Here is a 25,243-nt window from a genome sequence, read left to right on the forward strand (position 1 = left end):
TTTGCCCGAATAATTAGGCCGATTAAGTAATTTAGTAGCTAGAAGGTTTTAACAAAAATATTACATTATTCTAGTATGAGAACAAGATTACTTTTAGCTGGTTTGTTTGTGTTTCTGGCGGTGTTTGCAAAGGCGCAGTCGGTAAAGGTAGAGGAGCGGGAGCAGCCAGTAGATGGGGTGGCACGGCGTGGGCAGCAACTCACGGTGCAGCTCGACCCGAAGTTAGTAGAAAAATCGTGGAAGGAGCACCTGGGCGAGAAAGCAGGAAAAGTAAAGTATCGGAAAGGCGTTTATTCCATAGAGGGGGCAGTTATCGATACCATTTCAAGCGCTCCATTGCGCGTGATTTCAAAAGTGGGCAACAGTTCAAGCGAAGAAAGCTATGTTTGGTGGAGCCTGGATATGGGCACCGCTTATGTTGATAAAAGTGCTACGCCAGCCGAGTATGCCGCTGCTGAAAACTTTATGCGCGGCTTTGCCCGTAAGGTATACCGCCAGGATGTGCTGCGCCAGATTAACGAGGCCGAAGATGTGCTGCGCGCTACCAAACTGGAGCAGGACCGGGTGGTAAAGCAGGCAAACGACATTCAGCTCAACATCGAAAAAAACAGGAAAAGAAAACAGGAGTTGGAAGCAGAAATGGCCAAAAACACTGAAGAGCTAAAGCAACTGGAGCTAACCGTAGAACAAAGCACGAAGCAACAGGAGCTAAGTCGCCAGCAGGTGCTGGAAATGGAGAAGTCGGTGGAAGGCGTGAGGCTGAAGCTGCAGACAATTAAGTAAGTTATAAGACAATACAACTTTAACCATTTACATCAACAGAAAAGCCCGGCTGCAAAGCCGGGCTTTTCTGTTGTAAGCTGGTAAGTTATTCATTTGATGTCCTTTGATTATTTTGTGCACAAAAAGAATTGATATTTATTCTTTCAAATTAAAAAAAGTTCTGTGCCGTAATATTGGGGTTCTGTTACTACACTAATAAACTGCAATATCTAAAGAAAACAGAGTCGCTGCTGCGAGCTGAAAGCTCGTGGTTTCTCATAGTGGCGAGTTTTCAACTCGCGGAAGTAGGAATAAAGGCAGTGTGTCCTGCTTAGGCTTCATGTAAGAAGAAATGCATAGCCTAAATTAGAAAATCTTACTTGTTGATTTACTTTCTGATATTTGCCTTTAAAGGTGTTCTATGCGAGTTGAAAACTCGCCCTATTTAATACCACGAGCTGAAAGCTCGCGGCAGCGATCCGGCTATTTTAAAAATATGGATATAGAACCCTACCAATGTCATGAACTTAAATTATTCAGATGAAAATGGCCTTCCGAAGCTTTTAATGCTGATTTCTGCCAAGGGTTAGACTGCTTTTTTAGTATGTAGCCGCTTATAACTTCATCCAACGCTGAATCATCTGGTCGGCGAACTTTTCGTCGCGCCAGCCGCCCATTCTGGTTCTGGCGGCGCTGTTGTGGTGTAAAAACCACTCCTCCAATATTTTTTTAACGGCCGGATATTGCTTACTGAAGCTTTTAAAATCTTGTGCCGAAATAAGCTGCTCGCTTGGCCTGGCGGGTATGGCAATAATCTGTGGGTAAAGTTCGCCGGCTATCTCCAGCTGTAGCACACCAATCGGAATAATCTCTACCACAGTACCTGTCTCCGCACGTTCCGACAGCACCAGCACCTCCAGAGGAGTGCCTTTGCTGCCTACCTCCGTAGACGGGATAAAACCATAATTGCCCGGGTATGGCAGAAACCGGATGATGCGGTCTTTGCCTGCGTCCTTTTCGCTTGCAAACTCTTTGGTGGTTTTGTCGAAGAGTATTTTGTGATTATTGCCTGCCGGTGTTTCAATAACTGCCTGTAGCTGCTTGTTAGGCGTATAAGTGGGCAGGTTGGCGTAATCTGTTTTACAGGCAGCGCAGAGCAGCGTTAGCAACAGCAGGAACGGGATGTAGCGTTTCATAAGGTATTCAGGAACTGGTTAAGTGTTTTCAGGCGCAAAGATACGCTGCAGCAACAACAGGTGCCATGCTCCTGCAGGTATGGTAGCTGTTTAAAGCAAAAAAGGAGGAGTCGGACTTAACCGGCTCCTCCTTACTAAAACTATGGTAAACTTATGAAAACAGGTATTTTTATCTTCTTTCCTTAATTCTGGCAGCTTTACCTTGTAACCCTCTCAGGTAGTACAGTCTTGCTCTTCTCACTTTACCTCTTCTGATAAGCTCGATCTTCTCGATGCTTGGTGACAGAAGTGGGAAAATACGCTCTAAACCAATCTGGTTAGATACTTTTCTTACAGTGAAAGTCTCACCGTTTGTATTTACATTTTTACGCTGGATAACAACACCCTGGAACTGCTGTACACGCTCTTTGTTTCCTTCGCGGATCTTAACATGGATGTTAACGGTATCGCCAGCCTGGAAAGATGGGAAAGAGGCACGTTTGTCGGTTGATTCCTGCTCAATAAATTTTAATAGTTCGCTCATGGCTATGTTCTTAAAGCTAAATATCTCTTCAGATTTCGGACTGCAAAGATAGATAAATATTTCTTAGTTAGGAATATTTAAAAGGAAAAATGTTTTAAAAATGTTCTCTCTTCTACACTTTAGTTCCTGAACCTGCAATTATTCTAATAGAAACTGCCTTCCAAAGGCTTTTCAGGCACTTAGGTGTCAAGGGTAGGATAGAGGAGCTACTCGTTTAGCAGGTCAGGACGGCGCTCGCGGGTGCGGGTAATAGCCTGCTCAAAGCGCCACTGCTCCACTTTGGGGGTATCGCCAGACAGCAGCACCTCAGGCACTTGCAGGCCTTTGTAGTCTGCTGGGCGGGTATAAACAGGCGGAGCCAGCAACCCATCCTGAAACGAATCGGTAAGCGCCGACGACTCATCGTTGAGAACACCGGGCACAATCCGGATAATGGCATCTGCCAGCACAGCAGCACCTAACTCTCCACCAGAAAGTACATAGTCGCCAATGCTGATTTCGTGTGTTATGAACTTTTGGCGCACGCGCTCATCCACGCCTTTATAGTGGCCACAAAGAATGATGACGTTCTGGAGAAGCGAGAACTGATTTGCAATTTTCTGGTTGAGGGTTTGCCCGTCGGGTGTCATGTAAATGATGGCGTCGTAAGAGAGCTCGGCCTGTAAGCCGGATATGCACTTGTCAATGGGTTCGATCATCATCACCATACCGGCACCACCACCAAAAGCATAGTCATCTATCTGGCCGTGCTTGTTTATGGCAAACTTGCGCAGGTCATGAATGTGAACTTCCACCAGCCCTTTGTTCTGGGCTCTTTTTAAGATAGAATGGCTGAAAGGGCTTTCCAGTAAGTCGGGCTGACAACTGATAATATCGAAGCGCATGGGGTTATTCCTTCTTCTCCTCTTCCTCGTCCTGGTCGTCGGGTGTGCCAGGTTGGGTATACACTTCAAGTAAACCTTCGGGCAGGCTCACGTGCAGTATTTTTGCCTCGTGGTCGGCACCTTGCATTACTTCGTCAATAACAGGCACCAGCATTTCCTGACCCAGATACTCCATGCCCATGAGCTGCTGCTGCGGCATATCGTAAAAGTCTTTTACAATGCCTAGTTCGCCGTAGTTTTCGTCTACCACCTGGTAGCCGATTACATCATGGAAATAAAACTGGCCATCTTCCAGGTCGGGCAGTTCGTCGAGCGGCAGGTACAGGGCTGTGTTGCGCAGTTTTTCAGCCTGTTCCATGGTTTTAACTTCTTCAAACCTGATAATGAAACGGCCTTTCTGCTGCGGCTCCATGTTTTCAATAAAAAAAGGAATCAGTCTTCCTCCTTGTTCGAGAAAGACTGATTCCAGATCATCATAATCTTCGGGGTAGTCCACGTCGAAAAACGCCACTACCTGCCCTTTCGTGCCATGGGTCTTGACGATATATCCTAACAGGAAGCAGTCATCAATATGCATGGCAGCTTAATTATGCTTGTTCTTCAGTTGTTGCTTCGCCTTCGGCAGGAGCCTCAGCTTCAGCTTCAGCAGCAGGAGCGTTGGCAGCCACTTTAGCCGCTTCACGCTGACGGATAGCCTCAGCACGAGCTTCTTTCACTTTTGTTTCGGCTTCGAAAGCAGCTTTTTTGGCAGCTTCTTTTGTTGCGCCTAATGTCTGGCGCTTGCTTTCGATCTTAGCGTCTTTAACCTCTTTCCACTCAGCAAAGCGGGCATCAGCAGTTTCTTGCGTAATAGCGCCTTTTAATACACCAATTTGCAGGTGTTTTCTGAACAGGATACCGCTGTAAGAAAGCATCGCTTTTACAGTGTCAGTAGGTTGTGCTCCGTTCATCAACCACTGGAACGCTTTTTCTTCGTTGTAGTCGATAGAAGCAGGGTTTGTGTTTGGGTTGTAAATACCCAGTTTCTCGATAAACTTACCATCACGTGGTGATCGAGCGTCAGCAATTACGATATCATAGATTGCTGCTTTTTTGCGGCCTCTGCGGGCCAGTCTGATTTTTACTGCCATTTTGTTAGTTAAGTAAGGTCGGCGGAACCCGTCCGCCATTTTTTAGAACCGCAAAGGTAGTGAAAAATGCGGCGAATTTCCAAATTCTTGGGAATCATTATGCTGTGAACGGAAAAAGAAGAAGCGTAAAGATTTAACGTCATAGCTGATCTTAGTCTACAAAGGTTTCTTTTATCACATGCTTACATGCTGCTACTTCTGAAGTGTTCAGGTTACCTAAAGTTTTCAGGATGCGAACTTTGTCGATGGTTCTTATCTGGTCGATTACTACCCACCCCAGTTGGTTATTATGCTTCACTTTTACGCGAGTTGGATAACTGCGACTTTGGGTAGTCATCGGGGCGATAACTATTGTTTTTAGATTATGATTAATTTCATTTGGAGAAATTACAACACAAGGTCTGGTCTTTTTAATCTCACTGCCAATGGTTGGGTCTAAGTTCACCAGCACAATATCATATTGACTTATTTCCATTCGTCAAAGCTTTCATCGCCAAACATATCGTCAATCAGGAGCTGATCATCGTTATTTTCTTGCATTTCTTTAAAAGCCTTGTCCCATCCTTTTCTTGGTTGCTCTATTGGCTTAAGAATAATTTGCCCTTTTTCCAGAATTAGCTCAACCTTATCTTTAATGTTATACCTCTCCAAAATAGACTTCGACAACCGGAGCCCTTTCGAATTCCCTATTTTTATAATTGATACTTCCATAGCCCTGTTTGGTAATGTAATCACAAAGTTATTACATCAACGATTCGTAGCAAGTTAAAGTTCTGTGAATTAAAGATACCAATGGCTCGTGTAGCCGCAGCCGAACCTAAGGTCTTTCTATTCTTCTTTTGCTTCTGATCCTTCGATGCTAGCTAATGTATAGGTATCAATGAGCTCTCTGCACTTCCTAAGTATATCGGCTTTAAATATTTTATTAATCTCGTCGAACTCTTTCTCAAATTGGATAAACTTTTCGATATCCCATTGAAGCCGTCCCGTTCCTATTGGCAAGTCATTTGTGTTTGTGTCATACTCCCGGAAAATGCTCATGTCTACTTCATCAGTCTTTTTGTAAGGTTCTAACCAGCTGATGATTTGATTCATTTTATAAACTCCAAGGGGCATAGCAACCTGGTTTAACAAGGGGCATAGCAACCTGGTTTAATATGATAGCTTTTGCGTTGGAGATTATCTTATGAATAAACCGTTGCCTTTCCTTTTGTTCTGGAGTCATGGGAGTAGGTAATGTGATGCAGCCTGACTTAAAGCTAACCCGCAAATCAGCCTTTTATCATTACAAAGCCAATTTTACGCGCTATCACGGGCTTTCAGTTAAAGTAAATAGCTTCAAGCCTCTAGGCATATGATTTATCGAAACTTTTCCTAAACCGCAATTTCTTCCTCGGCATATTTTGTACTTTGCAGCCTGAACCTGCTGTACCCCATGCTCCGTTACCTGAAATCTTCTTTCTGGTCTTTCTGCTCCATCTTTATTCGAACCATCGGGAGCCTGGGCATCAACAAACTTATTGCTTTGTATTACGGGCCAAACGGCATTACCTTATATGCCCACTTCCAGAACCTGGTTTCTATTGTGACCACGGTGCCAGATGGCGGCATCAACATCGGCACCATTAAGTTTTTGGCAAATCAGGACCCGGATTCGCAACAGTACCGACAGTATTTCTGGGCGGGCATCTGGCTGAACCTGCTGTGTGTGGCGCTGGCGCTGGCACTTATCTTTTCTTTTTCGGATTATTATTTAGGCGTTTTCCTGGAAGAAGTGGGCCTGCTGCAGTGGTGGTGGATCGCGGGTTTCGGAGGGGGCAGCCTGCTCCTGACGTACAACCTGTTTCTGCAGGCCATGCTGCTCTCGAAGCGGGTGCTGCAGTGGCATGTGGTGAGCACCAGCACTATGAGCCTGGCTGGTTTGGCCGTAGTGTATTTTTTTGGCGGGAAACTTTCGGCTGGCATGCTGCTGCCTTTGCTGCTGGCAGCGCAGTGTTCCACATTTTTCCTGATGCTGCCGGTGCTTACTTTTAAAAAGCTGATTACCAGCTTCAGGCTGGTAAAGGTGCCGCAGCCTGTGTACCTCGAAATAGGAAAATACATGGTGATGGCACTGAGTGCGGTGGTGTGCCTGAAACTGACAAACTTCTTCGTCAGAGATTTCGTGATTGGCCGCCTCGACTTGTATGAAACCGGCCTTTGGCAGGCGGTCGTGCGGGTATCGGAAAATTATACGCTTGTCTACACATCTGTTATAGGTATGCTGTACTACCCGCGCATGGCGGCGCTGATAACCGAGCAGGATGTGCTGCGCCGGTATGTGCGATCTACGTTTTACCTGGTTATGCCTGCCATTGCGATAGCGCTGCTGCTGGTGTACCTGCTCCGCGAATGGGTGCTGCTGCTGCTTTTTAACCAGGATTTTGTGGTGGCCGAATATTTGTTTAGTTACCAGCTGCTCGGCGATTTTTTTAAGATGTGGAGTATTGTGCTCACCAACCTGATGGTGGTGCGGGCGCATGTGCGGCTTTACATAAGCTGGCAGATAATTACGGCACTTTTTTACATGGTGCTGGTGTATAATCTGGTAGAACCTTTCGGGCTGGAAGGCATTACCATAGCGCATGCCATTCGGTATGGCGCTGTGCTGGTTTTTAGTATGGTCTATTATAACAAATACATCCGCTTATGAGCCAACTGCCGCTGGTTACCATCATCTGCCTGTGCTACAACCACCAGCGTTTTCTGCACGAAGCCCTCGACTCGGTGCTGGCACAAACCTACCCGAACCTGGAGCTGCTGGTGGTAGACGATTGCAGCACCGATAGCAGCCCCGCCATCATACAGGATTACTGCAGCCGGTTTCCGCAGCTCCGGTTCATCAGCACGGGGCATAACAGGGGCAACTGTGCCGCTTTTAACATGGCCTGGCGCGAAGCTAAAGGCGAGTTTATAATTGATTTTGCCACCGACGATGTGCTGCTGCCAGAGCGGGTGGCGGAGCAGGTAGCAGCTTTCCGGAAGCTCGACAGCACATATGGTGTACTCTATTCCGATGCCGAGTATATAGACGATAACTCCCGCCACCTCAGCTACCACTGCCACCGCGACAAAAACCGGCAGGTAACATCTTTTGCTCCCTCCGGCGATGTGTTTGCAGCTATGCTGGAGCGGTATTTTATTTGTCCGCCTACCATGCTCATGCGACGGCAGGTGCTGGAAGAGTTGCAGGGCTACGATGAAACCCTGGCCTACGAAGACTTCGATTTCTGGGTACGCTCCAGCCGTAGCTATAAATACTTTTTCCTGGATAAAGTCACGACCAGGCGGCGAGTGCATAACAGCTCCTTATCGAAGAGTTGGTATAGCCCTGGCAGCAGGTTGTTGAGTTCCACGGTGCGTGTCTGCGAAAAAGCAAAGCTCCTGGTGCGAACACCAGCGGAGCGTGCAGCACTGGCAAAACGGCTGGAGTATGAGGCGCGGCAGGCATACTTTACCGCCAATTACAAAGAGGCACATGAGTTGCTTTTGCTGCTGCAGCAGGTAGCGGGTTTATCGGCTGTGTACAAACTGATCTTTTTCCTGAATAAGCGCAAAGTGAATTTAACGTTTGTGCGCCGCCTATACCAGGCGCTCCGGCAACGCTGATCTACCAAACTCACCAAGCATATTCGAGCACCGGGAAATAGTATTTTCTGAAATAAATTCACCTGTAAAGCCTTCGCAACCCTTGAGCAAAAAAGTGCATAATGCCTTTTGAAGGGCGAATTCATTTGAATAATTTGGTTAATGTGCTAATACAATAATGTGGTAATGTGCTTGTGTCGCAGGTAGCAAGAAAGACCTCGCAGCTCCTGCGAGTGTCTGGGCGAAACAGGCTAAAGCTGAAGACTTAACAAACACTTCATTCGTGCGGCATGTAAAACCCTTGGATCCAAAAGCACCAAAAACCCTCTGGAGGGCATTTTCATTTGAATAATTGAGGAAAACTGCCTTTTATACTGTTTCCAGAACCCAGCGCTACAAGAAAACTAACTTTGTTGACCGTCCTGCGTTTTAATACTATAGAGTTTAACAAAAACCAACACAGATATGGACCGATTAGAATTAAAAGGCAAATGGAACGAGATGAAAGGCAAAGTAAAGCAAGCCTACGGCGACCTGAGCGACGACGATCTTCGTTATGAAGAAGGCAAAGACGATGAGCTTTACGGCCGTTTGCAACAAAAGACCGGCAAGACCCGCGACGAAGTAATTAGCTGGTTAAGAAGCTTATAAAATAACTTTATGCATAAACAAAAAAGGAAGCCCTTCTAAGAGCTTCCTTTTTTGTTTATGGTGGTTCTGAAAGGAATTATTCTAATGATTTTGGCCTTCAAAAGTTGTTTCGTGCTTTTTGTGCCAAGGGTAGTGACACATGGGATGCCTTAGAAAGCCTCCATAACCAGTGCAGCACCAAGGGCAGTGCCCTGTGCCGATTTACCTGCTCGCATACGTAGCTCCGGGAACGTTCTCTGCAGCAGAGCCATAAAAATCGGGTTTTTACTGAAACCACCATCTACGAGCAAAATGCTGAACCTGCCGATATCGCCTTCGGCAGCCAGCAAAATAGATTGAATTTGCTGCTCTACCAGTTCTGCTACCAGTTGGTGATAAGCTTTTTCGTAAGTGTCGTAAAGCGCTAGGTCGAGGTCTATTTTAACGGCAGTGGCAATTTTGTCTTTTACCAGCACTTCTGGTGTAGCGCCTGCTGCTGAATCCTTTCCGAAGTTCGCGGTCAGGCGTTCGTCGTAAATTACTTGTTTAAAATAATCGGCTGGTTTTTGGTAATGCTCGGCCAACAGCTTTACCTGCTCCTCGTGTGCATTACCAATAAACTTGCGCGATGCCTTTACCGGGTTTCCGGTGTAGGTCAGGTACTGCAGGCAATCCTGCTTTAGGTCAGAAATAGTAAGCGGTTTGTGTGAAAACGGATTAAGCGTAATGCCCCAGGTGCCTGTAGAGAGCAACAGGAAAGGCTCCTGGTACTGCTTCAGGTACGGAATTAGTGCAGACGAGCTGTCGTGCAGCCCGAGTCCGGCTTTTATGCTTTTGCCCCTGAACGTAATCTCGAAAGGTTGCTCATGCGAGCGCAGCGGTGGGAACAGTTGGTCCAGTCCTTCTGCTTTTACCCAGTCGTGGTACATTTTCTTTTCGAAGCTCCAGAGGGCGGTGTGGCAACCAAGACTGGTAAAGTCTGTTGCCAGTTGGCCAGTAAACAGGTACGAAATGTATTGTGGCAGGTGTATGGTATGTGCTATTTCTTTAAAAACCTCAGGCTTGCCATACTTTAGCCAGTAGAGCTGCAAACCAGAGTTCAGCATGCCTAAAGCGGGAGAGGAGGTTTGAGCTGCTACCAGCAGTTTGTCGCCGTAAGCATTGTAAAACTGCTTTTCTAACTCCTCCGGAAATGGCTTCAGGTAATTGTAGAGTGGTGTTACAGGTTCGCCGTGGCTGTTCAGGTGCACCAGGCTGGCACCGTAGGTGGTAAAATTAACCGCTTTTACATCAAAGTTCTGGTCGGCCTCCAGGGCTTGCCAGGTAGTGCGGAGCCAGTTTGCCAGCGCCGTTAAATCTTCCCCGCTGTCTCCGTCATCATCTGTCACTTCTTTAAAACTCATTTCATCATCTTTGATGATCTGGTAATGCTGGTCAAACAGAAGAAATTTCTTGTTTGTTTTACCTATATCAAATACTGCAACACAAGGCACCATAACATGTTAATAAAAATGTAAAAAGAAAAATTTCAACCAGCCAGAGGCACATGCCCCGGCTGGTTGAAATATAAGAATTTGATTTATTTAAATGGAAAGAAGGCTGTATTACAAACCGGTGGCAAACGATTTTGCGCCACGCTGGCTTACAAGCTGCTCTCTTATTTTTGATTCGCGGTAAAAAGCAACCGGGTTCAGGGCAGCACCAGCCTGCTGACGGGCTTCTGCTAACAAAGCGCGTACATCGGTACGGTAGGCATTCTGCATAATTTCCTGTGCCAGGGTCGCGTCGTTTTCTGCCTGTGCTTTTTCAAGGGCAGGTCTGTCTATAATCAGGGCTTGGGCATACGCAATTTTAATGGCCTCTACAGATTGCAGCAAATCTTCCAGCGGGTCTTTAATGTTGTGGCTCGCATCAATCATCCAGCTCAGTTCCGGGTTTTTAATCTCGGGGCTCGACATGCCTTCTACCAGTTCGTTAAAGATCAGGAACAGCTGGTATGGCTTAATAGAACCTACTGTCAGGTCATCGTCGCCGTATTTGGAGTCGTTGAAGTGGAAACCGCCCAGCTTGCCTTCCATCAGGAAGCGCGACACGATCTGCTCGATGTTGGTGTTTGGCAGGTGGTGGCCCAGGTCAACGAGGCCAACCGCTTTCTCACCGAGTTTGTTGCAGAACAGGAGCGAAGTACCCCAGTCAGCAATTACGGTAGAGTAGAAGTGCGGCTCGTATGGTTTGTACTCTACCAGCACTTTCCAGTCGGCTGGCAGCTCGGCGTAAATTTGCTGAATCGAATCTAACGTTCGTTCAAACATGCGCCTGAAATTTTGCTGACCCGGGAAGTCAGTTCCATCAGAAAGCCAGATCGTCAGAGCCTTAGAGCCTAGGTCAACTCCATGACGAATAACGTCGATGTTGTGCTGAATAGCCTGGTCGCGTACAGCTTTATCGGTGTGCGAAAGCGATCCGAATTTATACGATTCTTTCTGGTCGGCCTGGTCCTGGAATGTGTTGGAGTTAACGGCATCAAAGCCCAGCTCAAAAGAGGCCGCCAGTTGCGTAATGGCCTTCGGGTCTTTCGGAATATCCCAGGGAATGTGCAGGGAGATAGAGTTGCTGGACTGGTTAAGGGCATGCAGCAGGCCTACGTCTTCAATTTTCTCTTCGAGGCTGCGTGGCTCACCACCACCTGCAAAACGGCCAAAGCGCGTGCCGCCCGTACCCAGAGCCCAGCTCGGTATCGCAATCTGGAAAGCAGCGATTTTCTCCAGAATAGTTTTTACATCGTGCCCTTCGCCGCTTAATACAGCAGATAAGGCCTCGAATTTCTTTTTGTGCAGCGACTGGTTAGCCTGGTTATGCTGCTCAATCAATGATTTGTCTAGTATCATATTGTATAGGAAGTCAATGATAATTCGTATAAAATAAAAACAGACGGTTGCTCGGGTGTGGTTTTCGTATTCCACGTCCGGCACAACCGTCTGTTCTCAGACTTTTTTATAGTGGTGTAAAGCCAAATTCACGCTTATTCTAGAAAAGGACAAAAGACGTTAGACACAAAACACAAGATATTTACTTTACAAAGTCCTGTGTCTTGTGTCCTGCGTCTTATTAAATTATCTTAAAAAAGCAGCTGGTACGCCACCATCTACGTTCAGTACATTGCCTGTGCTCTTGCCCATCAGTCCGCCAACAAACACAAACACAGCGTTTGCAATGTCTTCTGCCAGAATTTCTTCGTTAAGCACAGTACGTTTTGCGTAATATGCCGGCAGTTCTTCTATACTGATGCCGTATGCTTTGGCACGGCCTGCAGCCCATCCGCTTCCCCAGATCTTGCTGCCACGAATTACAGCATCAGGGTTCACCACGTTTACACGAATCTTGTCAGGGCCAAGCTCGGCAGCCAACAGGCGCGACATGTGCATCTGAGCTGCTTTGGCAGTTCCGTAAGCCACGTTGTTCGGGCCGGAAACAATACCGTTTTTGCTCGCAATGTTAACGATGTCGCCACCAGTAGCCTGCTTGCGCAACACTTTTACGGCTTCTTTCGATACCAGGAACTGACCTTTAACCAGCACATCCTGCAGAATGTCGTAATCGGCTTCTGTGGTGTCGGTAATAGATTTAGAGATAGAAAGACCAGCGCAGTTTACTACTATGTCCACACCACCGAAAGCCAGGTTTGCTTTCTTAAAGGAGTCTACAATAGCCTGCGGATCGGTTACGTTAACAACGGCAGTAGCTACGATGTCTTTCGAGAATTTGCTTTCGAATTCTGCCTTTGCTTCTTCCAGCGCCTCAGCGTTCATGTCGGTAAGTACCACACAGGCACCTTCTTGGGCCATTTTCTCGGCAATGGCTTTGCCTATACCACCAGATGCTCCTGTTACCAGCGCAATTTTACGCGACAGGGCTTTCTCCTTTGGCATACGCTGCAGCTTTGCTTCTTCGAGCAACCAGTACTCTATGTTAAAAGCTTCCTGCTCCGGCAAACCCTGGTATTCAGAAATTGCCTCAGCTCCCTTCATTACATTAATGGCATTGATGTAGAACTCGCTCGACACGCGGGTTGTCTGCTTGTCTTTCGCAAACGAGAACATACCAACACCCGGGTAAATAATGATTACCGGGTTCGTGTCTCTAACAGCTGGGCTGTTATGGTGCTTGCTGCGCTCGTAGTAAGCTGTGTAATCGGCGCGGTAGGCTTCGAACTGGTCTGCCAGCTGTGCTTTTACAGCCTCGGTGTCAGAAAGATCTGCGTCAGGAGCGAGGTTCAGTACAAGCGGACGAATTTTAGTACGCAGGAAGTGGTCCGGGCAGCTGGTTCCGAGTGGAGCCAGTTTGTCAAGGTCGTTGCTATTGATATATTCCAGCACGCGCTCATCGTCGGTGAAATGACCGATCATACGGTTCTGGCTGGAAGTGAAGCCTCTCAAAATTGGAATCAGGGTACTGGCTTTTTCCAGGCGCTCCTCTTTTGGCAGCGACTCTATTTTAGCGCCGCCAAATACAGGGCGGTTTTTGCCGAAGTTATCGTTGAGGTACTCTGATGCACGCTCAATAGTATCTAGTGTGTTTACATAGCTCTCGTAAGCCGTGTCGCCCCAGGTAAACAGGCCGTGGCTTCCCAGAATAAGGCCGGTAATGCCCGGATTCTCCTGAACTGTTTTTTCTAACAGAAGACCCAGGTCGAAGCCCGGCTTTTGCCATTTCACCCAGGCGAGTTTGCCACCAAACAATTCTTTGGTTATTCTCTCGCCATCTTTAGAAGCGGCAATAGCAATAATAGCATCCGGGTGCAGGTGGTCGATGTGCTTAAACGGCAGGAAGGCGTGCAGCGGCGTGTCGATAGACGGCGCTTTGGAGTCGAGGTCGTAGATGCAGCGGTTAAAGAGCGCTACCATTTCATCTTCGTGCTCCAGGCCACGGTACACGTTTTTCAGGCTGTGCAGCTTTTCGAGGTAAAGACCTGCCAAGCCACTTTTCTTTAAAGTACCCAGGTCACCACCAGAGCCTTTTACCCACATCACATCTACGTCGTTACCTGTAAGAGGGTCTTTCTCAACAGTTTTGCAGCTGGTATTACCGCCGGCATAGTTCGTCAGGCGCAGGTCGGCACCTAATAAATTAGAGCGGTAAATAAGTAATCCAACCTGATCATCGCCAAAAGACTTAGCAACCTCTTCATCCCAAAGGTAACTTACGTACTTATAATTTGTTGTGGCAACAGAGTTTTCCATCTTTAAAAAAAATTGGTATATGTCCTATTTAAACTTTTGTTTGCTATTCTTCTGGAATAGTGGAGAGTAACTTTAGATATTAGTTTATGATAATCAAAATTATGTAATTGAATTTCAGTTCCTATCCTGTACTATCCTGTGGTTCAGCTAATAAATGAACGGTCGTTTAGCTATTTTGGCATGAGCAGCTAACTATTTGCTGTTGCTGCCAAAACACGTGTAAGTTACTAAAAATTATTTACTGATAAATAATGAATTTACATATACAGGAGTAGTTGTAAGCAAAGCTGCTATAATAAATTCAGCAACTAACAGATGAAAATGCTTCTAAATGCGCTGTTAAAGCACATTTAGAAGCATTATTAATTTGGCAAAGCTCCTAAGCCAGTTATTCTGCCAGATAATTTCCAAAGCCTACCACTACAGTGGAGAGAATTACTGTCGAGATCCCCAGGATAATGGCAAACATGGTTTTTCTGCTGGCTCCTTTCCACTCTTTTAGGTAGATACCCCACAAGTTGCTGATGATAATGATAAAGGCCATGTGAAGGGTCCAGCTGGTAAAGCCGACGCCCGACTGTGCAAAGAGGCTTTCGCCCATACCGTAAAAAAAGAACTGCAGGTACCATGTAATGCCAGCCAGAGCCGAGAAAAAGTAGTTACGGAGCAGTGGTGTCTGTTTATTTGTATAATCAGACCCGCTTTTGTTCTTGAAGTTAAGGTAAATGCACCAGATAAAGTTAGTGGTTAAGCCGCCCAGCAAAATCACTACCAGCACCGGGTTGTTTTGCCACAACGGGTCTATACCGGTTTCTACTGTAGCCTCTGCTATTGGTTTGCCGGTAGCATACCCAAAGGCCATAAAAGCGCTCAGAATACCGGAGAAAGTAGCCACCAGCAATCCTTTAGAGAAATTAAACTCCTTGATGCTCTCTTTTTTCTGCTCCGCAGGCATTTCCTGCTCTTTCATGGTGCCGGCCTTACCGCAAATGGCAATGCCTACCAGGCACAGGAAAACACCGAATAACGTAACCTGCCCTGACATGGTGCTGAATATCTCAGAGATCGTTTTCTCATTGCCCTGGCTGCCGAAAATCTCATAGAAAATTGGCGGGATCAGGGTGCCGAAGGCAGAGCAGTAGCCCAGTGCAATGGCCATACCCAGCGACAGACCAAGGTAACGCATTGATAACCCGAAGGTCAGCCCCCCTATGCCCCAGAGCAGGCCCATCAGGTAGGTGTAAAAAAGAGTTGAGGTTTCTGCGTTGGCCAGTATTTCAAGATAGCCCGGGGCGGTGAGCCAGGCACCCAGCGGCGGCACCAGGAGCCAGGAGAAAATGCCCCCAACAATCCAGTAACTTTCCCAGGACCATTTTTTTACTTTGTTGTAAGGGATATAAAAACTGCCAGATGCAGCACCACCTATAAAGTGGTAGAGGAGACCTAAAATAACTTGCATGTACGTTGAGCTGGTTTATAAAATATAATTGTGTTGTTCTGGCCTTGGTCCCTGCTGGTATAAAAAGTATGTATACTCACCAGCAGCGCAAGGTTTTCGCCGACCTGCTGGGAGAGCAGGATTAAATTGCTTTTTGCAATTATACTAAAGCTATTAAACCTGCTCCTGGTAGTACAGAGCCTGAGACGCATGACTTTGGACAAAAGAAAGGGCTAAGATAAATTCTTTTTTTATAGAATTCAGCTCAGCCTTCTTCTATGATAATTATGTATTATGAAATGCTAAAATATTATAACGCGAAATTGGCACCTTTTTAAGTGATGTTTAGTTTTCTGCCTCTTGCTCATCTTTGGTATTTATCCAGAAAGGAGCCGTCAGGAACCACCGCCAGGGCCAGGCTAATGTAAGAAATTAGTTTTAATATAATATGCATGATGCGTAAGGTTAAGAAGTTAAACGAAACCGGCGACCGCAACCTGATCTGGCTGCCATATGGCCTTCTTCTGATAAGGCTTGCTTACAACAATATAAAGCGCAGCCGCAATAAAACAGCCCGGCAGACCCAGGAAGAAAACATCGATATACTGGAAGAAGTTAAGCGACAGGCACACCGCAAAGATGCCCAACCAGATTACAGCAGCGGCTATGTTAAAATACGTTTTGGTTACTATATGCTCCTGCTCGTACCCATTTATAACATCCAGTTGGTTGGCAAGGGTTTTCTTCATTTTGTATCCGGCTAAAGGTTATTTTATGTGTAGATAAACCTGAAGTATAAAGAACCAAATATGCTATTAGGCCTAAAACTAATGGTAGTTAAAAATAGTAATACAGTAAGCTCTCAAAAGAAAGGTAATTGCAGTATTCATTGTCTTAGAAAAACAGCAGTATCGGTTCAAATTTAAAAATAGGAAGGAAATTAAAGCTATGTATCCAGTGGTGTCCTGTATGGGAAAGCTTTTTAGAGAAGAGTTGTCGCAAAACAGGCTACAGCAACCTTACAGATTGGTTTAGCTGATCTGGTATATAAAGTGTGCTAACCAACAGCTTATACCCAAAGCCTTAGACCTAAAAACCCAAAAGAACCTCCGGAAGGCCAAAAGCATTAGAATAATTGCGATCTTTTAGGAGGTTCTTCTTCGATGCCAGCGCCGGGAGGAGGCGTATTGCAGAGCAGAGGCAGAAACATTGTTGTGTCCTGTTGGAGCAGTAGGTTATGACCTGTTTTAAGTTCGTGCAGCATGCCAATTCATACGGTCGCTCAAAAATATTGTACCTGCAAGTCTTGGAGGCCAATGGGTAATTTCGGGTGTACGATAAAGTGCACAAAGTCATATTGACATTGCCCCATGGTTCGGGAGCAATTATTCAAATGAAAAAGCCCTTCCGAAGGCTTTTTTAGATGTTAGATATTAGAATCTTATAGTCCTTACACCAAGAATTCACAGGATGTATGGATTCTCAGGATTGTCGTAGCATAAGATGTAACGCAGCCTTCAATAATTTCTAATATTTAATTTGGCGAAGCTCCCAAGCAATTTATTTATGATGGAATAACTGTAAGCGGCGTAGCGCCATCAAACACGAGTTCATTAATTAAAAACTTCCTGAAAAGCTTGTCGGTAAGCGAGCGGGAGCCTTTCTGAACAACCAACATAGCGTCGTTGTTCTGCTTCACGTAATTTTTAATTTCATCGAAAGTATTTTCGCCTTTAAATATTTGGAAGGAAGAGGGAATGTGCCCCTCATAATTATTTCTCAGCCTGGTCAGGTAGGTAATGCTTTCTTCCTCTATGTCTTTTGAAGCTACCACAGATATAAATTCTACCTGCGTTATACTGTCTTTAAATGTGGACAGAAAACTATTAAAGGCTATCACATTAAGAGGGTATCGGTAACTCAAGGCAACGATCAGTTTTTTCGGAACAAGGGTGCTTGTTTGTTGAGGGACCGTAATTATAGGGCAATTTAGTTCTTCAATAAGTTGGATGGCAGTACTGCCAATAAAGATTTGCTTTAAAAGGCCTGTTCCTTTTAGCCCAACCAGAACAAGGTCGTTAGAGTCTGGCGTATGTAATTCTGACAAAGAAAGCAGCAAACTTTTTTCAGAAACCAGGTACGTTATATTTGCTGGTGTCGAGATTGCTTCCTGAGCCAGCTTTGTAAGGTTAGTTAGTGCTTCTTCTTTCTCTATGGCGTTTATTTGTTGCCTGCTTTCACTGTCAGTAAAAGCAGGTATTAAGCCGGGCACTTGGTGTACTAACAAAAGGTCTGCCTGTATCATCTTACTCCATTTGCCGGCAAGTTTTAAAAGCGTTTGTGAGTAAGGCGAAAAATCAATCAGTACGATTAATCTTGTTCTCATGCGTCTTCTTTTTAAATGGTTGGACCTGATCTGATGCACGTCTTGCTGGCTTTTATGCCGTTGTGCAGAGCTGTCGTTTTGATCCGCGGCACAGATGCCCGGTATAGTGCGGCTGGTTTGCCGGCTGGCAAACCAGCCGCACTTCTTGTAAAGATATTGAAAACTATAAGAATGTCAATTCCGAAACAGGCTAAACGAGTTTACATTTTACCAGGTTTTAAGATAAGGCTTAAAGCTGAAACCTGGAAAGGAAGCAGCGCTATACAGTTGTAATTTATCTTATTAGGCAGCTGCTGAGCTTTAGCTTCAATGTTTCATAGTCTGAAATCAACAATTCGACACGCAAACTAGTCAGATGAAAAATGCTTCCGGAAGGCTATTTTCATCTGACTAGTTTGAGGTCAGGATAATCGAATGAATTCTTTAACCAGGAGTTATAAATCCTCTACGCCGGCAAGCGTCAGGAAGAAGGCGTATTGCAGGGCTGTTTCTTTATAAGGTCTGAAACGGCCGGAAGCACCGCCATGGCCTGCCTCCATGTTGGTGTGGAGCAGCAGGATGTTGTTATCTGTTTTGAGTTCGCGCAGCTTGGCTACCCACTTGGCCGGCTCAAAGTATTGCACCTGCGAGTCGTGGAGGCCGGTGGTGACGAGCATGTTCGGGTATTCTTTGGCTTCTACGTTGTCGTAAGGCGAGTAAGACAGCATGTAGTCGTAGTACTTTTTATCGGCGGGGTTGCCCCACTCATCAAACTCACCGGTTGTGAGCGGAATGCTGGTGTCGAGCATGGTGGTTACCACATCTACAAACGGAACAGCGGCATGTACACCTTTATATAAATCTGGGCGCATATTTACCACAGCACCCATCAGCAGGCCTCCGGCACTACCACCTTGCGCAAAGAGCTTGTTTGTGTTGGTGTATTTCTGCTCGATCAGGTACTCAGAACAATCTACAAAGTCGGTAAAGGTGTTTTTCTTTTTGAGCAATTTACCATCTTCGTACCACTGGCGCCCCATTTCCTGCCCACCCCGAATGTGCGCAATGGCATATACAAAGCCCCGGTCGAGCAGGCTCAGGCGGGTGGCGTTAAAGCTGGGGTTCATAGTAATGCCGTAGGAGCCATAGGCGTAGAGCAGCGTCGGGTTGTTGCCATCGAGCTTCAGGCCTTTGCGGTATACCAGCGAAATCGGAACTTTGGTGCCGTCTTTGGCAGTGGCATAAATGCGTTTGGCTTCGTAGTTCTCCTTATTAAAATCGCCGACCACTACCTGTTCTTTCAGCAGCGTTTTCTTTTTCGTCTGCATATTAATGTCGTAGGTAGAGTTGGGCGTAGTAAGGGAACTGTAGCCGTAGCGTAGCACCTGGCTGTCGAACTCTGGGTTCATGCTGATGTTGGCCGTATAAGTTTCTTCCCCGAAATCTACATAATAATCGGTTTTGGGATCGTTCCATTTTTTAATGCGTAGCTGCGTGAGGCCATTTTTGCGCTCCTGCAGCACCAGGTACTCCTTAAAAATCTCTGTTTCTTCCAAGAAAACATCGGCACGGTGTGGTATCACATCTTTCCAGTTGGCTTTGCCGGTGTTGGTTACTGGCGTCTGCACCAGCTTAAAATTGGTAGCACCATCTTTGTTTGTTCTGATGTAGAAGTTGTTGCCGAAGTGGTCTACGCTGTACTCCAGGCCGCGCTCCCTTGGCTGAATAACTTTAAACGAGCTGTTGGGTTTAGCGGCATCCACAAAACGGAACTCCTGCGCCATGGTGCTGCTGCTGCCGATGATGATGTACTTCTCCGATTTGGTTTTATATACAAAGGTGCCGTAGGTTTCGTCGGCCTCGTGATACACTTCTTTGTCCTGGGAGCTGGGGGTGCCCAGGGTGTGGCTGAAAATCTTGAAAGAGCGCAGGGCCGCATCTTTCATGGTATAAAAGATCGTTTTGTTGTCGTTGGCCCACACAGCGCTGCCAGTGGTGTTGGGTATGCGGTCGGGGAGCAGCTGGCCGGTGCTGAGGTCTTTTATCCGTAGCGTGTATTGGCGGCGGCTCACGGTGTCTTCGCCAAAAGCCAGCAGGCGGTTGTCGGGGCTAACGCTCATGCCTGCCGCTGCATAGTAGCTGTTGCCTTCGGCACGTTCGTTGGCGTTTAGCGTTATCTCCTCGCTGGCGCTCAAAGCTCCTTTTTTGCGGGCATAAATCGGATACTCCTTACCGGCTTCGTAGCGGGTATAATAAAAGTAGCCGTTGCGCTTGTACGGCACCGACTCATCGGTCTGCTTTATACGGGCCACAATTTCGTCGAACAGCTTTTGCTGCAGCGCCTCGGTGTGCGCCATTATCTTTTTGGTGTAGTCGTTCTCTTCATTCAGATAATCAATTACATCGGGGTTCTCGCGCTCATTCAGCCAGTAATAATTATCGGTGCGGGTATGGCCGTGGGTGGTAAGCGTTTTAGGCTTCTTATCGGCAGTAGGCGGTTGAGGTGCCTGCGAGGTTGCTTGTGCCGTGGCAGTCTGTTCTGCGGTTGCTGTGGTGGTAGTGTCGCCGGAACTATTGCTGGTGGAGCAGCCGGAGCTACCCATGAGGCAGGCAGATAAGAGGGCTGTAGCGCCAGCCAGTGGTAAGTTAATTTTACTCATAGATGTAGATTTGGAATGGATGTAGTTTAGTAGAAGATAAATTTAGCCAAAATTGTGCGGTAGCCAAACAAGTTTTGTCTCTCATGCACTATCCCACTTTTGTCATCCTGGAAGGGTCTTGTGGGCGAGATCCAGAAGCAATGGCTCTTGGCTTTGCAGTCTAAGTTCACATAGCGGCTGTTCTTTCTTCGATAGCAGCAGGTTACTATTTCATTGCCTAAGTCTTTGTTCTTTTTGTCTTGATACAAAAAGAACCAAAAAAATCAAGAAAATAAAAATCGAGAACCCCTTCCCCCACTCGCTGAACGCTCAAACAGTTTATTTTCATTTTGTGCACCTGGCTAAGGTGTTAAACGTGTAGCTACTTGCCGAAATAAATTTGGGTTAAATATACAGCGTTTGCTTAGTAATGTAAGCTTAGGTAAGTAGTTAACTTTATAATTATCCTAATGAAAACAGCCTTCCAAAGCTTTTTAGCCAATTTCATGTCAAGGCCTTACTGGTATTCCCTCATCCCAAAATCTTTAAATTTACAATCAGTAAATTTACCAAATCCAAAACCTTACATCTTCAGCTTGTTTGGCGGAAAACCGAAATGCTTTTTAAAGGCGGTGGTAAAGTGAGTGGCGTGTTTGTAACCCATTTGGCGGGCAATTTCGGCAATCTTGGTTTCGCGCAGCAGCAGTAACTCCCGCGACTGCTCCATTTTGTAGTTGTGCAGGTAACCAAATACAGTGCTGCCAAAAACTTCCTTAAAATGCTTTTTCAGGTTATACTCGTTCGTGCCTACCTGGTGGGCCAGGTCTTTAAGGGTAATAGACGAGTGGAGGTTTGTCAGTATAATATCTTTTACCTGCTGCATTTTCTCTACATCGTCTGCTTTCAGGCTTTTGTGTTCGGCCTGTGTTGGCTGTTGCCCGTGCTGGTCGAGTTGCAGCGCCAGCAGTTCTACCACCTTAGCCTCTGCAAACAGGCATTTGCAGTGCCCGCTAAACTGGCAGTTCAAAATCTCGAATAGCAGCGAAATAAGGCGGGGAGTAAGTGGCAGGTTGCTGCTGCTTAGCTGAGCATGCTTGTTGGTTGCCATAGCGTGCTGGAAGCTGGCATACAGCGGGTGGCTGGCAGGCAGGTACCGGAAAAAACTTTCTGGGCTGATAAAAATATCGAAGAACTCGGTCTCTGCTTCGGGCTGCCACTCTACCTGCAGGTGTTGCTGGGGTAGCAGGTACAGGTTATGCTGGTGTGCCTTTTGTTTGGCAAGCGGTTTTGTGGCACCAGGCACCGTATAGCTACGCTTGTTCTGCACAGAAAAAGCCATGTAAACACAAGGAGCATCCTGCGCCAGCACCAGCCTTGTTGGCGAAGAGAAGCAGCCAGCGGTATGCCGAAAGTAAATTCCTCTGGAGGCGTATTCGTACAGGCGGCCACCTTCAGAGAGCCGGAAACTCCTTTTTAGGCATTCATCGCCTTTGATACTGAATAACTTATCGAGGTGCCAGATGTCCTGCTGCTCTTCCGGAGTAAGAGCACACGCTTCTGAAAATTCTCCCTTAAACGTTATATTTTCTCCTTTGTGCGTCATTGTTATATCCGAGCAGGACTATATCTTTGCCAAAGTTAAATTATTTAGACTAATTTTAAATAGTAATATAAAACTTCTTTAAAAATGAAGCAAAATCTACTCATATGTTTTTTCATGCTGATTTTATCGGTGGGGGTACACGCTCAGCAGCGCCTCGTATCGGGTAAGGTAGCAGAGAAGGTAACAGGAGAGGCCTTGCCGGGTGTTACAGTTCGGGTAAAAAATGCCAACCAGGCCACCACCACCGATGCCGAAGGACGCTTTGCGCTTATGGCCGATGCGGGGCAGGTGCTGGTATTCTCCTCTATCGGGTATTCGCAGCAAGAACTGCCTGTTATGCCTAAAACCAGCACGCTTAGCATTGCCCTGGAGGTAAGCAGCAATAACCTGGCAGAAGTAGTGGTAACTGGGGCTCTGGGCATTAACCGTGCAGCCCGCGAACTAGGCACCTCCAGCGAGCAGCTGAACACACAGGAGGTGAATCAGGGAAAAGTCGTGAACCCTATATTAGGACTGGCCAGCAAAGTATCGGGCCTGCGCATTAACATGTTCGATAGCAAGGTAGACCCCGATGTGCAGGTGAACCTGCGTGGTATACGCTCGCATACTGGCAACAACGCGCCTTTATATGTAGTGGATGGTGTGCCTATTCCGGATATTAACAGATTAAACCCAAACGATATTGAAAGTGTGAACGTGCTGAAAGGGGCCAACGCAGCTGCTATTTACGGCTCAGACGGTGTTAACGGTGTGCTCATGATCACTACCAAGAAAGGCCGCGCCGGCGCTCAGAGCATCAGCTTCAACAACACAACTACTATCGAAACAATTGCCAGGCTGCCAGAGCAGCAGGCGGAGTTCGGACAAGGCATGAACGGAGTTTACGATCCGTTGCAGTACCAGTCGTGGGGGCCGCGGTACGATGGAGAAATCAGGCCGGTGGGTGCAACCCTGGCCGATGGCTCCGTCTGGCAGCTCCCTTATTCGGCTGTAAAAGATGGCCGTAAAAAGTTCTTCGATACAGGCATTACCACCCAAAATGACCTCTCATTTGCCGGTGGCGACGATAATTCTACTTATTATTTTTCTTTGCAGGATGTGCTGACAAAAGGCATCGTACCCGGCGACGAAAACCGCAGAACCGGTGGCCGCTTTAACGGTTCCCGTACCTTTGGCAGACTCAGCACCTCGTATAACCTGAATTACGTTTTCAACAAAAACGATGTAACGCCAAGCGAGCCCTGGTCTACGGTGTATCGCCTGCCCGCCAACATTCCGTATGAGCAGGTAAGCGATTGGCAGAACACGCTTTATGCCAGCCCGAACTACTGGTTCAGCACCAACCAGCCTAACCCGTACTTTAACGCTGCTAACCAACGCACTGTAACCGACCAGCAAACCTTTAACGGGAACATTGAATTTAACTACGAAGTAGCTCCCTGGATGCGTATTATCTACCGTGCAGGTGTATATAGCCGTATGGCAGAAAGCCGGGCAACTGTGGGTAAGTACACCTACACCACAGCTGGCCGCACCAACATTCCGGGTAGCGTAAACGATGGCTCCAGCAATTTCCGCCGCCTCAACAGCGACCTTATTTTTAACTTTGAGAAAGAGTTTGGCAAGTTCAGTACCCGTTTGCTGCTGGGTAACAACATCCGCGCCGACCAAACCAAAAACGTGAACCTGAGCGCCTCGGCCCTGGTGGTGCCCGACCTTTTTAACCAGAACAACCGCACCGGCCAGTTAGGTGGTACTTCCATGATTTCTGAGGAAAGAAGGTTTGCCGGATACGGCGAGTTTACAGCCGGCTACGATAATTACCTGTTCCTGACATTTACCGGGCGGCAGGAGTCGGTATCGGTGCTGAGCCCGGAGAACCGGAATTACTTTTACCCTGGCGTAAGTGGCTCGTTTATTTTCAGCGATGCATTCAGTGGCCTCAGAAACAGCAATTTCCTGTCGTTTGGTAAAGCCTATATCTCTTACAATAAAACCGGAAACGTGGTGGTTAGCCCATACCAGCTGCAGAACGTGTACAGCCAGACCAACGGCTTTCCGTACGGCAACCTGCCTGGTTTCAGTTTGGGTGTATCAGATGCCAACCCCGACCTGAAGCCGGAATTTGTGAAATCGTTTGAAGTGGGCACGAAACTCAGCTTCCTGAACAACCGCCTGAACCTGGGGGCCGCTTTTGTGCATGCTAAAACAACAGACGGCACCATCCAAGCCGACATATCGGCTGGCTCCGGGTTTACCTCGGCCTGGGTAAACGCTTTTACGGCTGTTAACAAAATTTTAGAGTTAGATTTAAGTGCCGACGTTATCCGGAGCAAAGACCTGACCTGGAATGTGGGTGCCAACTTTACTTACCTTAAAAGCGAAGTGCAGGAAATATATGGCGATGTGCAGCAGCTGTTTCACTTCCGCCAGAACTACCTTATCGTAGGGCAACCTTACAACAGCTACATGTTTACCGACTATGGCCGCGATCCGCAGGGCCGCATCATTATTAACCCGGCTACCGGAAACCCTGCCAACACCTCGGAGCTTTACTACGGCGGCACCGGCACCCCGCCTTACCAACTTGGCCTTAACACCTCGGTTAGCTACAAAGGTTTTAACCTGGGAGCGCAGTTCGACTGGCGTATGGGTGCCGTGGTTTACACAGAGGCAGCTGCTCGCATGATTCAGGATGGCACCAGCCCGCTTACCACCCAGTATGGCCGCCAGCCTTTTGTTATACCGAACTCTGTTATCGAAACCTCACCGGGCGTATTTGTAGAGAACACTGAAATTATGACGCAAGGCGACCGCAATTACTATGCAAACTATGTCGCCAACGTGCAGTCTAACTACGCCGTTAGCGCTGATTTCTTTAAGCTACGCGAGCTTAGCCTGAGCTATACCTTGCCTGCCTCTGTGCTGGCAGGCCAGCGATTGCTAAAAGGTGCCACCATAGGCATAGTAGGTCGTAACCTCTTCTCGATCTGGGCGAAAGACAACATCTACAACGATCCTGAGTTTGTGTACGCCGGTGGTAGCAGCGAAGGCTACATGAGCTGGAGACACCTGCCGCCAACCCGAGTATTTGGTATTAACCTGGGAGTAACGCTATAAAAGCAGCAGCTGTAAACCCGGCCTTGTAGAGATTATTCTAATGAAAAAGGCCTTCTAAAGCTTTTAAGAAGGTTATAAGGTCAAGG

21 protein-coding genes are annotated in these 25,243 nt (G+C 46.9%); 6 read left to right on the forward strand and 15 right to left on the reverse strand.

The window, feature by feature from the left end:
* The first annotated feature begins 75 nt into the window (after window positions 1-75).
* Window positions 76-783 (forward strand): coiled-coil domain-containing protein, encoded by a 708-nt coding sequence (locus FVR03_RS09805; RefSeq protein ID WP_147921570.1) that lies wholly within the window; start codon window positions 76-78, stop codon window positions 781-783.
* A 593-nt stretch (window positions 784-1,376) separates the two neighbouring features.
* On the opposite strand, the gene FVR03_RS09810 is transcribed toward FVR03_RS09805, so the two are convergent.
* The 8 genes from FVR03_RS09810 to FVR03_RS09845 form a co-directional block, all read right to left on the reverse strand.
* Window positions 1,377-1,958, reverse strand: a complete 582-nt coding sequence (locus FVR03_RS09810; protein ID WP_147921571.1) for an inorganic diphosphatase — start codon at window positions 1,956-1,958, stop codon at window positions 1,377-1,379.
* A gap of 169 nt (window positions 1,959-2,127) precedes the next feature.
* Complete coding sequence (gene rplS / locus FVR03_RS09815) at window positions 2,128-2,481, reverse strand: 50S ribosomal protein L19 (RefSeq protein ID WP_147921572.1); 354 nt, start codon at window positions 2,479-2,481, stop codon at window positions 2,128-2,130.
* A 206-nt stretch (window positions 2,482-2,687) separates the two neighbouring features.
* Complete coding sequence (gene trmD, locus FVR03_RS09820; RefSeq protein WP_147921573.1) at window positions 2,688-3,365, reverse strand: tRNA (guanosine(37)-N1)-methyltransferase TrmD; 678 nt, start codon at window positions 3,363-3,365, stop codon at window positions 2,688-2,690.
* Between the two features lie 4 nt (window positions 3,366-3,369).
* Window positions 3,370-3,942 (reverse strand): ribosome maturation factor RimM, encoded by a 573-nt coding sequence (gene rimM / locus FVR03_RS09825; RefSeq protein WP_147921574.1) that lies wholly within the window; start codon window positions 3,940-3,942, stop codon window positions 3,370-3,372.
* 10 nt (window positions 3,943-3,952) lie between these two features.
* On the reverse strand, window positions 3,953-4,495 hold the full coding sequence (locus FVR03_RS09830; protein ID WP_147921575.1) for a 30S ribosomal protein S16: 543 nt from the start codon (window positions 4,493-4,495) through the stop codon (window positions 3,953-3,955).
* Between the two features lie 151 nt (window positions 4,496-4,646).
* On the reverse strand, window positions 4,647-4,970 hold the full coding sequence (locus FVR03_RS09835; RefSeq protein WP_147921576.1) for a type II toxin-antitoxin system PemK/MazF family toxin: 324 nt from the start codon (window positions 4,968-4,970) through the stop codon (window positions 4,647-4,649).
* Window positions 4,961-5,206 carry an AbrB/MazE/SpoVT family DNA-binding domain-containing protein gene (locus FVR03_RS09840; protein ID WP_147921577.1) on the reverse strand — a complete coding sequence of 82 codons (246 nt, stop codon included), beginning with the start codon at window positions 5,204-5,206 and terminating at the stop codon, window positions 4,961-4,963. Before FVR03_RS09840 ends, FVR03_RS09835 begins: the two co-directional genes overlap by 10 nt.
* A 117-nt stretch (window positions 5,207-5,323) precedes the next feature.
* Window positions 5,324-5,611 carry a hypothetical protein gene (locus FVR03_RS09845; RefSeq protein ID WP_147921578.1) on the reverse strand — a complete coding sequence of 96 codons (288 nt, stop codon included), beginning with the start codon at window positions 5,609-5,611 and terminating at the stop codon, window positions 5,324-5,326.
* A gap of 319 nt (window positions 5,612-5,930) precedes the next feature.
* Here FVR03_RS09845 and FVR03_RS09850 point away from each other — a divergent pair, with 319 nt between their 5' ends.
* The 3 genes from FVR03_RS09850 to FVR03_RS09860 all read left to right on the forward strand — a co-directional run bounded on the left by FVR03_RS09850 (window position 5,931) and on the right by FVR03_RS09860 (window position 8,773).
* Window positions 5,931-7,187 carry an MATE family efflux transporter gene (locus FVR03_RS09850; protein ID WP_147921579.1) on the forward strand — a complete coding sequence of 419 codons (1,257 nt, stop codon included), beginning with the start codon at window positions 5,931-5,933 and terminating at the stop codon, window positions 7,185-7,187.
* Entirely contained in the window at window positions 7,184-8,143 is a 960-nt protein-coding gene (locus FVR03_RS09855; protein ID WP_147921580.1) for a glycosyltransferase family 2 protein, read from the forward strand. Before FVR03_RS09850 ends, FVR03_RS09855 begins: the two co-directional genes overlap by 4 nt.
* A 444-nt stretch (window positions 8,144-8,587) precedes the next feature.
* Window positions 8,588-8,773 (forward strand): CsbD family protein, encoded by a 186-nt coding sequence (locus FVR03_RS09860; RefSeq protein ID WP_147921581.1) that lies wholly within the window; start codon window positions 8,588-8,590, stop codon window positions 8,771-8,773.
* A 149-nt stretch (window positions 8,774-8,922) separates the two neighbouring features.
* On the opposite strand, the gene FVR03_RS09865 is transcribed toward FVR03_RS09860, so the two are convergent.
* From FVR03_RS09865 to rhaT, 4 genes are all read right to left on the reverse strand, one after another.
* Window positions 8,923-10,248, reverse strand: a complete 1,326-nt coding sequence (locus FVR03_RS09865; RefSeq protein WP_147921582.1) for an FGGY-family carbohydrate kinase — start codon at window positions 10,246-10,248, stop codon at window positions 8,923-8,925.
* A 108-nt stretch (window positions 10,249-10,356) separates the two neighbouring features.
* Window positions 10,357-11,640 (reverse strand): sugar isomerase, encoded by a 1,284-nt coding sequence (locus FVR03_RS09870; protein ID WP_147921583.1) that lies wholly within the window; start codon window positions 11,638-11,640, stop codon window positions 10,357-10,359.
* Window positions 11,641-11,865: 225 nt separating this feature from the next.
* Window positions 11,866-13,992 (reverse strand): bifunctional aldolase/short-chain dehydrogenase, encoded by a 2,127-nt coding sequence (locus FVR03_RS09875; RefSeq protein WP_147921584.1) that lies wholly within the window; start codon window positions 13,990-13,992, stop codon window positions 11,866-11,868.
* 388 nt (window positions 13,993-14,380) lie between these two features.
* On the reverse strand, window positions 14,381-15,451 hold the full coding sequence (gene rhaT / locus FVR03_RS09880; protein ID WP_147921585.1) for an L-rhamnose/proton symporter RhaT: 1,071 nt from the start codon (window positions 15,449-15,451) through the stop codon (window positions 14,381-14,383).
* 431 nt (window positions 15,452-15,882) lie between these two features.
* Between rhaT and FVR03_RS09885 the strand changes: the two genes are divergently transcribed.
* Window positions 15,883-16,194 carry a hypothetical protein gene (locus FVR03_RS09885; RefSeq protein WP_147921586.1) on the forward strand — a complete coding sequence of 104 codons (312 nt, stop codon included), beginning with the start codon at window positions 15,883-15,885 and terminating at the stop codon, window positions 16,192-16,194.
* An 800-nt stretch (window positions 16,195-16,994) separates the two neighbouring features.
* Here FVR03_RS09885 and FVR03_RS09890 read toward each other — a convergent pair.
* The 3 genes from FVR03_RS09890 to FVR03_RS09900 all read right to left on the reverse strand — a co-directional run bounded on the left by FVR03_RS09890 (window position 16,995) and on the right by FVR03_RS09900 (window position 22,037).
* Window positions 16,995-17,816: a universal stress protein gene (locus FVR03_RS09890; protein ID WP_147921587.1), complete on the reverse strand. Its 822-nt coding sequence runs from the start codon at window positions 17,814-17,816 to the stop codon at window positions 16,995-16,997.
* 434 nt (window positions 17,817-18,250) lie between these two features.
* On the reverse strand, window positions 18,251-20,455 hold the full coding sequence (locus tag FVR03_RS09895) for a S9 family peptidase (protein ID WP_222707200.1): 2,205 nt from the start codon (window positions 20,453-20,455) through the stop codon (window positions 18,251-18,253).
* Between the two features lie 562 nt (window positions 20,456-21,017).
* Window positions 21,018-22,037: a helix-turn-helix transcriptional regulator gene (locus FVR03_RS09900; protein WP_147921588.1), complete on the reverse strand. Its 1,020-nt coding sequence runs from the start codon at window positions 22,035-22,037 to the stop codon at window positions 21,018-21,020.
* 114 nt (window positions 22,038-22,151) lie between these two features.
* Here FVR03_RS09900 and FVR03_RS09905 point away from each other — a divergent pair, with 114 nt between their 5' ends.
* Window positions 22,152-25,157, forward strand: a complete 3,006-nt coding sequence (locus FVR03_RS09905) for a SusC/RagA family TonB-linked outer membrane protein (protein ID WP_255474153.1) — start codon at window positions 22,152-22,154, stop codon at window positions 25,155-25,157.
* Window positions 25,158-25,243: the final 86 nt, after the last annotated feature.

The organism is Pontibacter qinzhouensis, assembly GCF_008017455.1.
Classification (GTDB): Bacteria; Bacteroidota; Bacteroidia; order Cytophagales; family Hymenobacteraceae; genus Pontibacter; species Pontibacter qinzhouensis.

Coding starts and splice junctions, on each gene's coding strand:
- FVR03_RS09890 (WP_147921587.1), bottom strand. CDS start 17,816: ATGAGAACAAGATTAATCGTACTGATTGATTTTTCGCCTTACTCACAA.
- FVR03_RS09845 (WP_147921578.1), bottom strand. CDS start 5,611: ATGCCCCTTGGAGTTTATAAAATGAATCAAATCATCAGCTGGTTAGAA.
- FVR03_RS09835 (WP_147921576.1), bottom strand. CDS start 4,970: ATGGAAATAAGTCAATATGATATTGTGCTGGTGAACTTAGACCCAACC.
- FVR03_RS09870 (WP_147921583.1), bottom strand. CDS start 11,640: ATGATACTAGACAAATCATTGATTGAGCAGCATAACCAGGCTAACCAG.
- FVR03_RS09860 (WP_147921581.1), top strand. CDS start 8,588: ATGGACCGATTAGAATTAAAAGGCAAATGGAACGAGATGAAAGGCAAA.
- FVR03_RS09810 (WP_147921571.1), bottom strand. CDS start 1,958: ATGAAACGCTACATCCCGTTCCTGCTGTTGCTAACGCTGCTCTGCGCT.
- rimM (WP_147921574.1), bottom strand. CDS start 3,942: ATGCATATTGATGACTGCTTCCTGTTAGGATATATCGTCAAGACCCAT.
- rplS (WP_147921572.1), bottom strand. CDS start 2,481: ATGAGCGAACTATTAAAATTTATTGAGCAGGAATCAACCGACAAACGT.
- FVR03_RS09875 (WP_147921584.1), bottom strand. CDS start 13,992: ATGGAAAACTCTGTTGCCACAACAAATTATAAGTACGTAAGTTACCTT.
- FVR03_RS09905 (WP_255474153.1), top strand. CDS start 22,152: ATGCTGATTTTATCGGTGGGGGTACACGCTCAGCAGCGCCTCGTATCG.
- FVR03_RS09840 (WP_147921577.1), bottom strand. CDS start 5,206: ATGGAAGTATCAATTATAAAAATAGGGAATTCGAAAGGGCTCCGGTTG.
- FVR03_RS09850 (WP_147921579.1), top strand. CDS start 5,931: ATGCTCCGTTACCTGAAATCTTCTTTCTGGTCTTTCTGCTCCATCTTT.
- FVR03_RS09885 (WP_147921586.1), top strand. CDS start 15,883: ATGATGCGTAAGGTTAAGAAGTTAAACGAAACCGGCGACCGCAACCTG.
- FVR03_RS09865 (WP_147921582.1), bottom strand. CDS start 10,248: ATGGTGCCTTGTGTTGCAGTATTTGATATAGGTAAAACAAACAAGAAA.
- FVR03_RS09855 (WP_147921580.1), top strand. CDS start 7,184: ATGAGCCAACTGCCGCTGGTTACCATCATCTGCCTGTGCTACAACCAC.
- FVR03_RS09830 (WP_147921575.1), bottom strand. CDS start 4,495: ATGGCAGTAAAAATCAGACTGGCCCGCAGAGGCCGCAAAAAAGCAGCA.
- FVR03_RS09895 (WP_222707200.1), bottom strand. CDS start 20,455: ATGAGTAAAATTAACTTACCACTGGCTGGCGCTACAGCCCTCTTATCT.
- FVR03_RS09900 (WP_147921588.1), bottom strand. CDS start 22,037: ATGACGCACAAAGGAGAAAATATAACGTTTAAGGGAGAATTTTCAGAA.
- FVR03_RS09805 (WP_147921570.1), top strand. CDS start 76: ATGAGAACAAGATTACTTTTAGCTGGTTTGTTTGTGTTTCTGGCGGTG.
- trmD (WP_147921573.1), bottom strand. CDS start 3,365: ATGCGCTTCGATATTATCAGTTGTCAGCCCGACTTACTGGAAAGCCCT.
- rhaT (WP_147921585.1), bottom strand. CDS start 15,451: ATGCAAGTTATTTTAGGTCTCCTCTACCACTTTATAGGTGGTGCTGCA.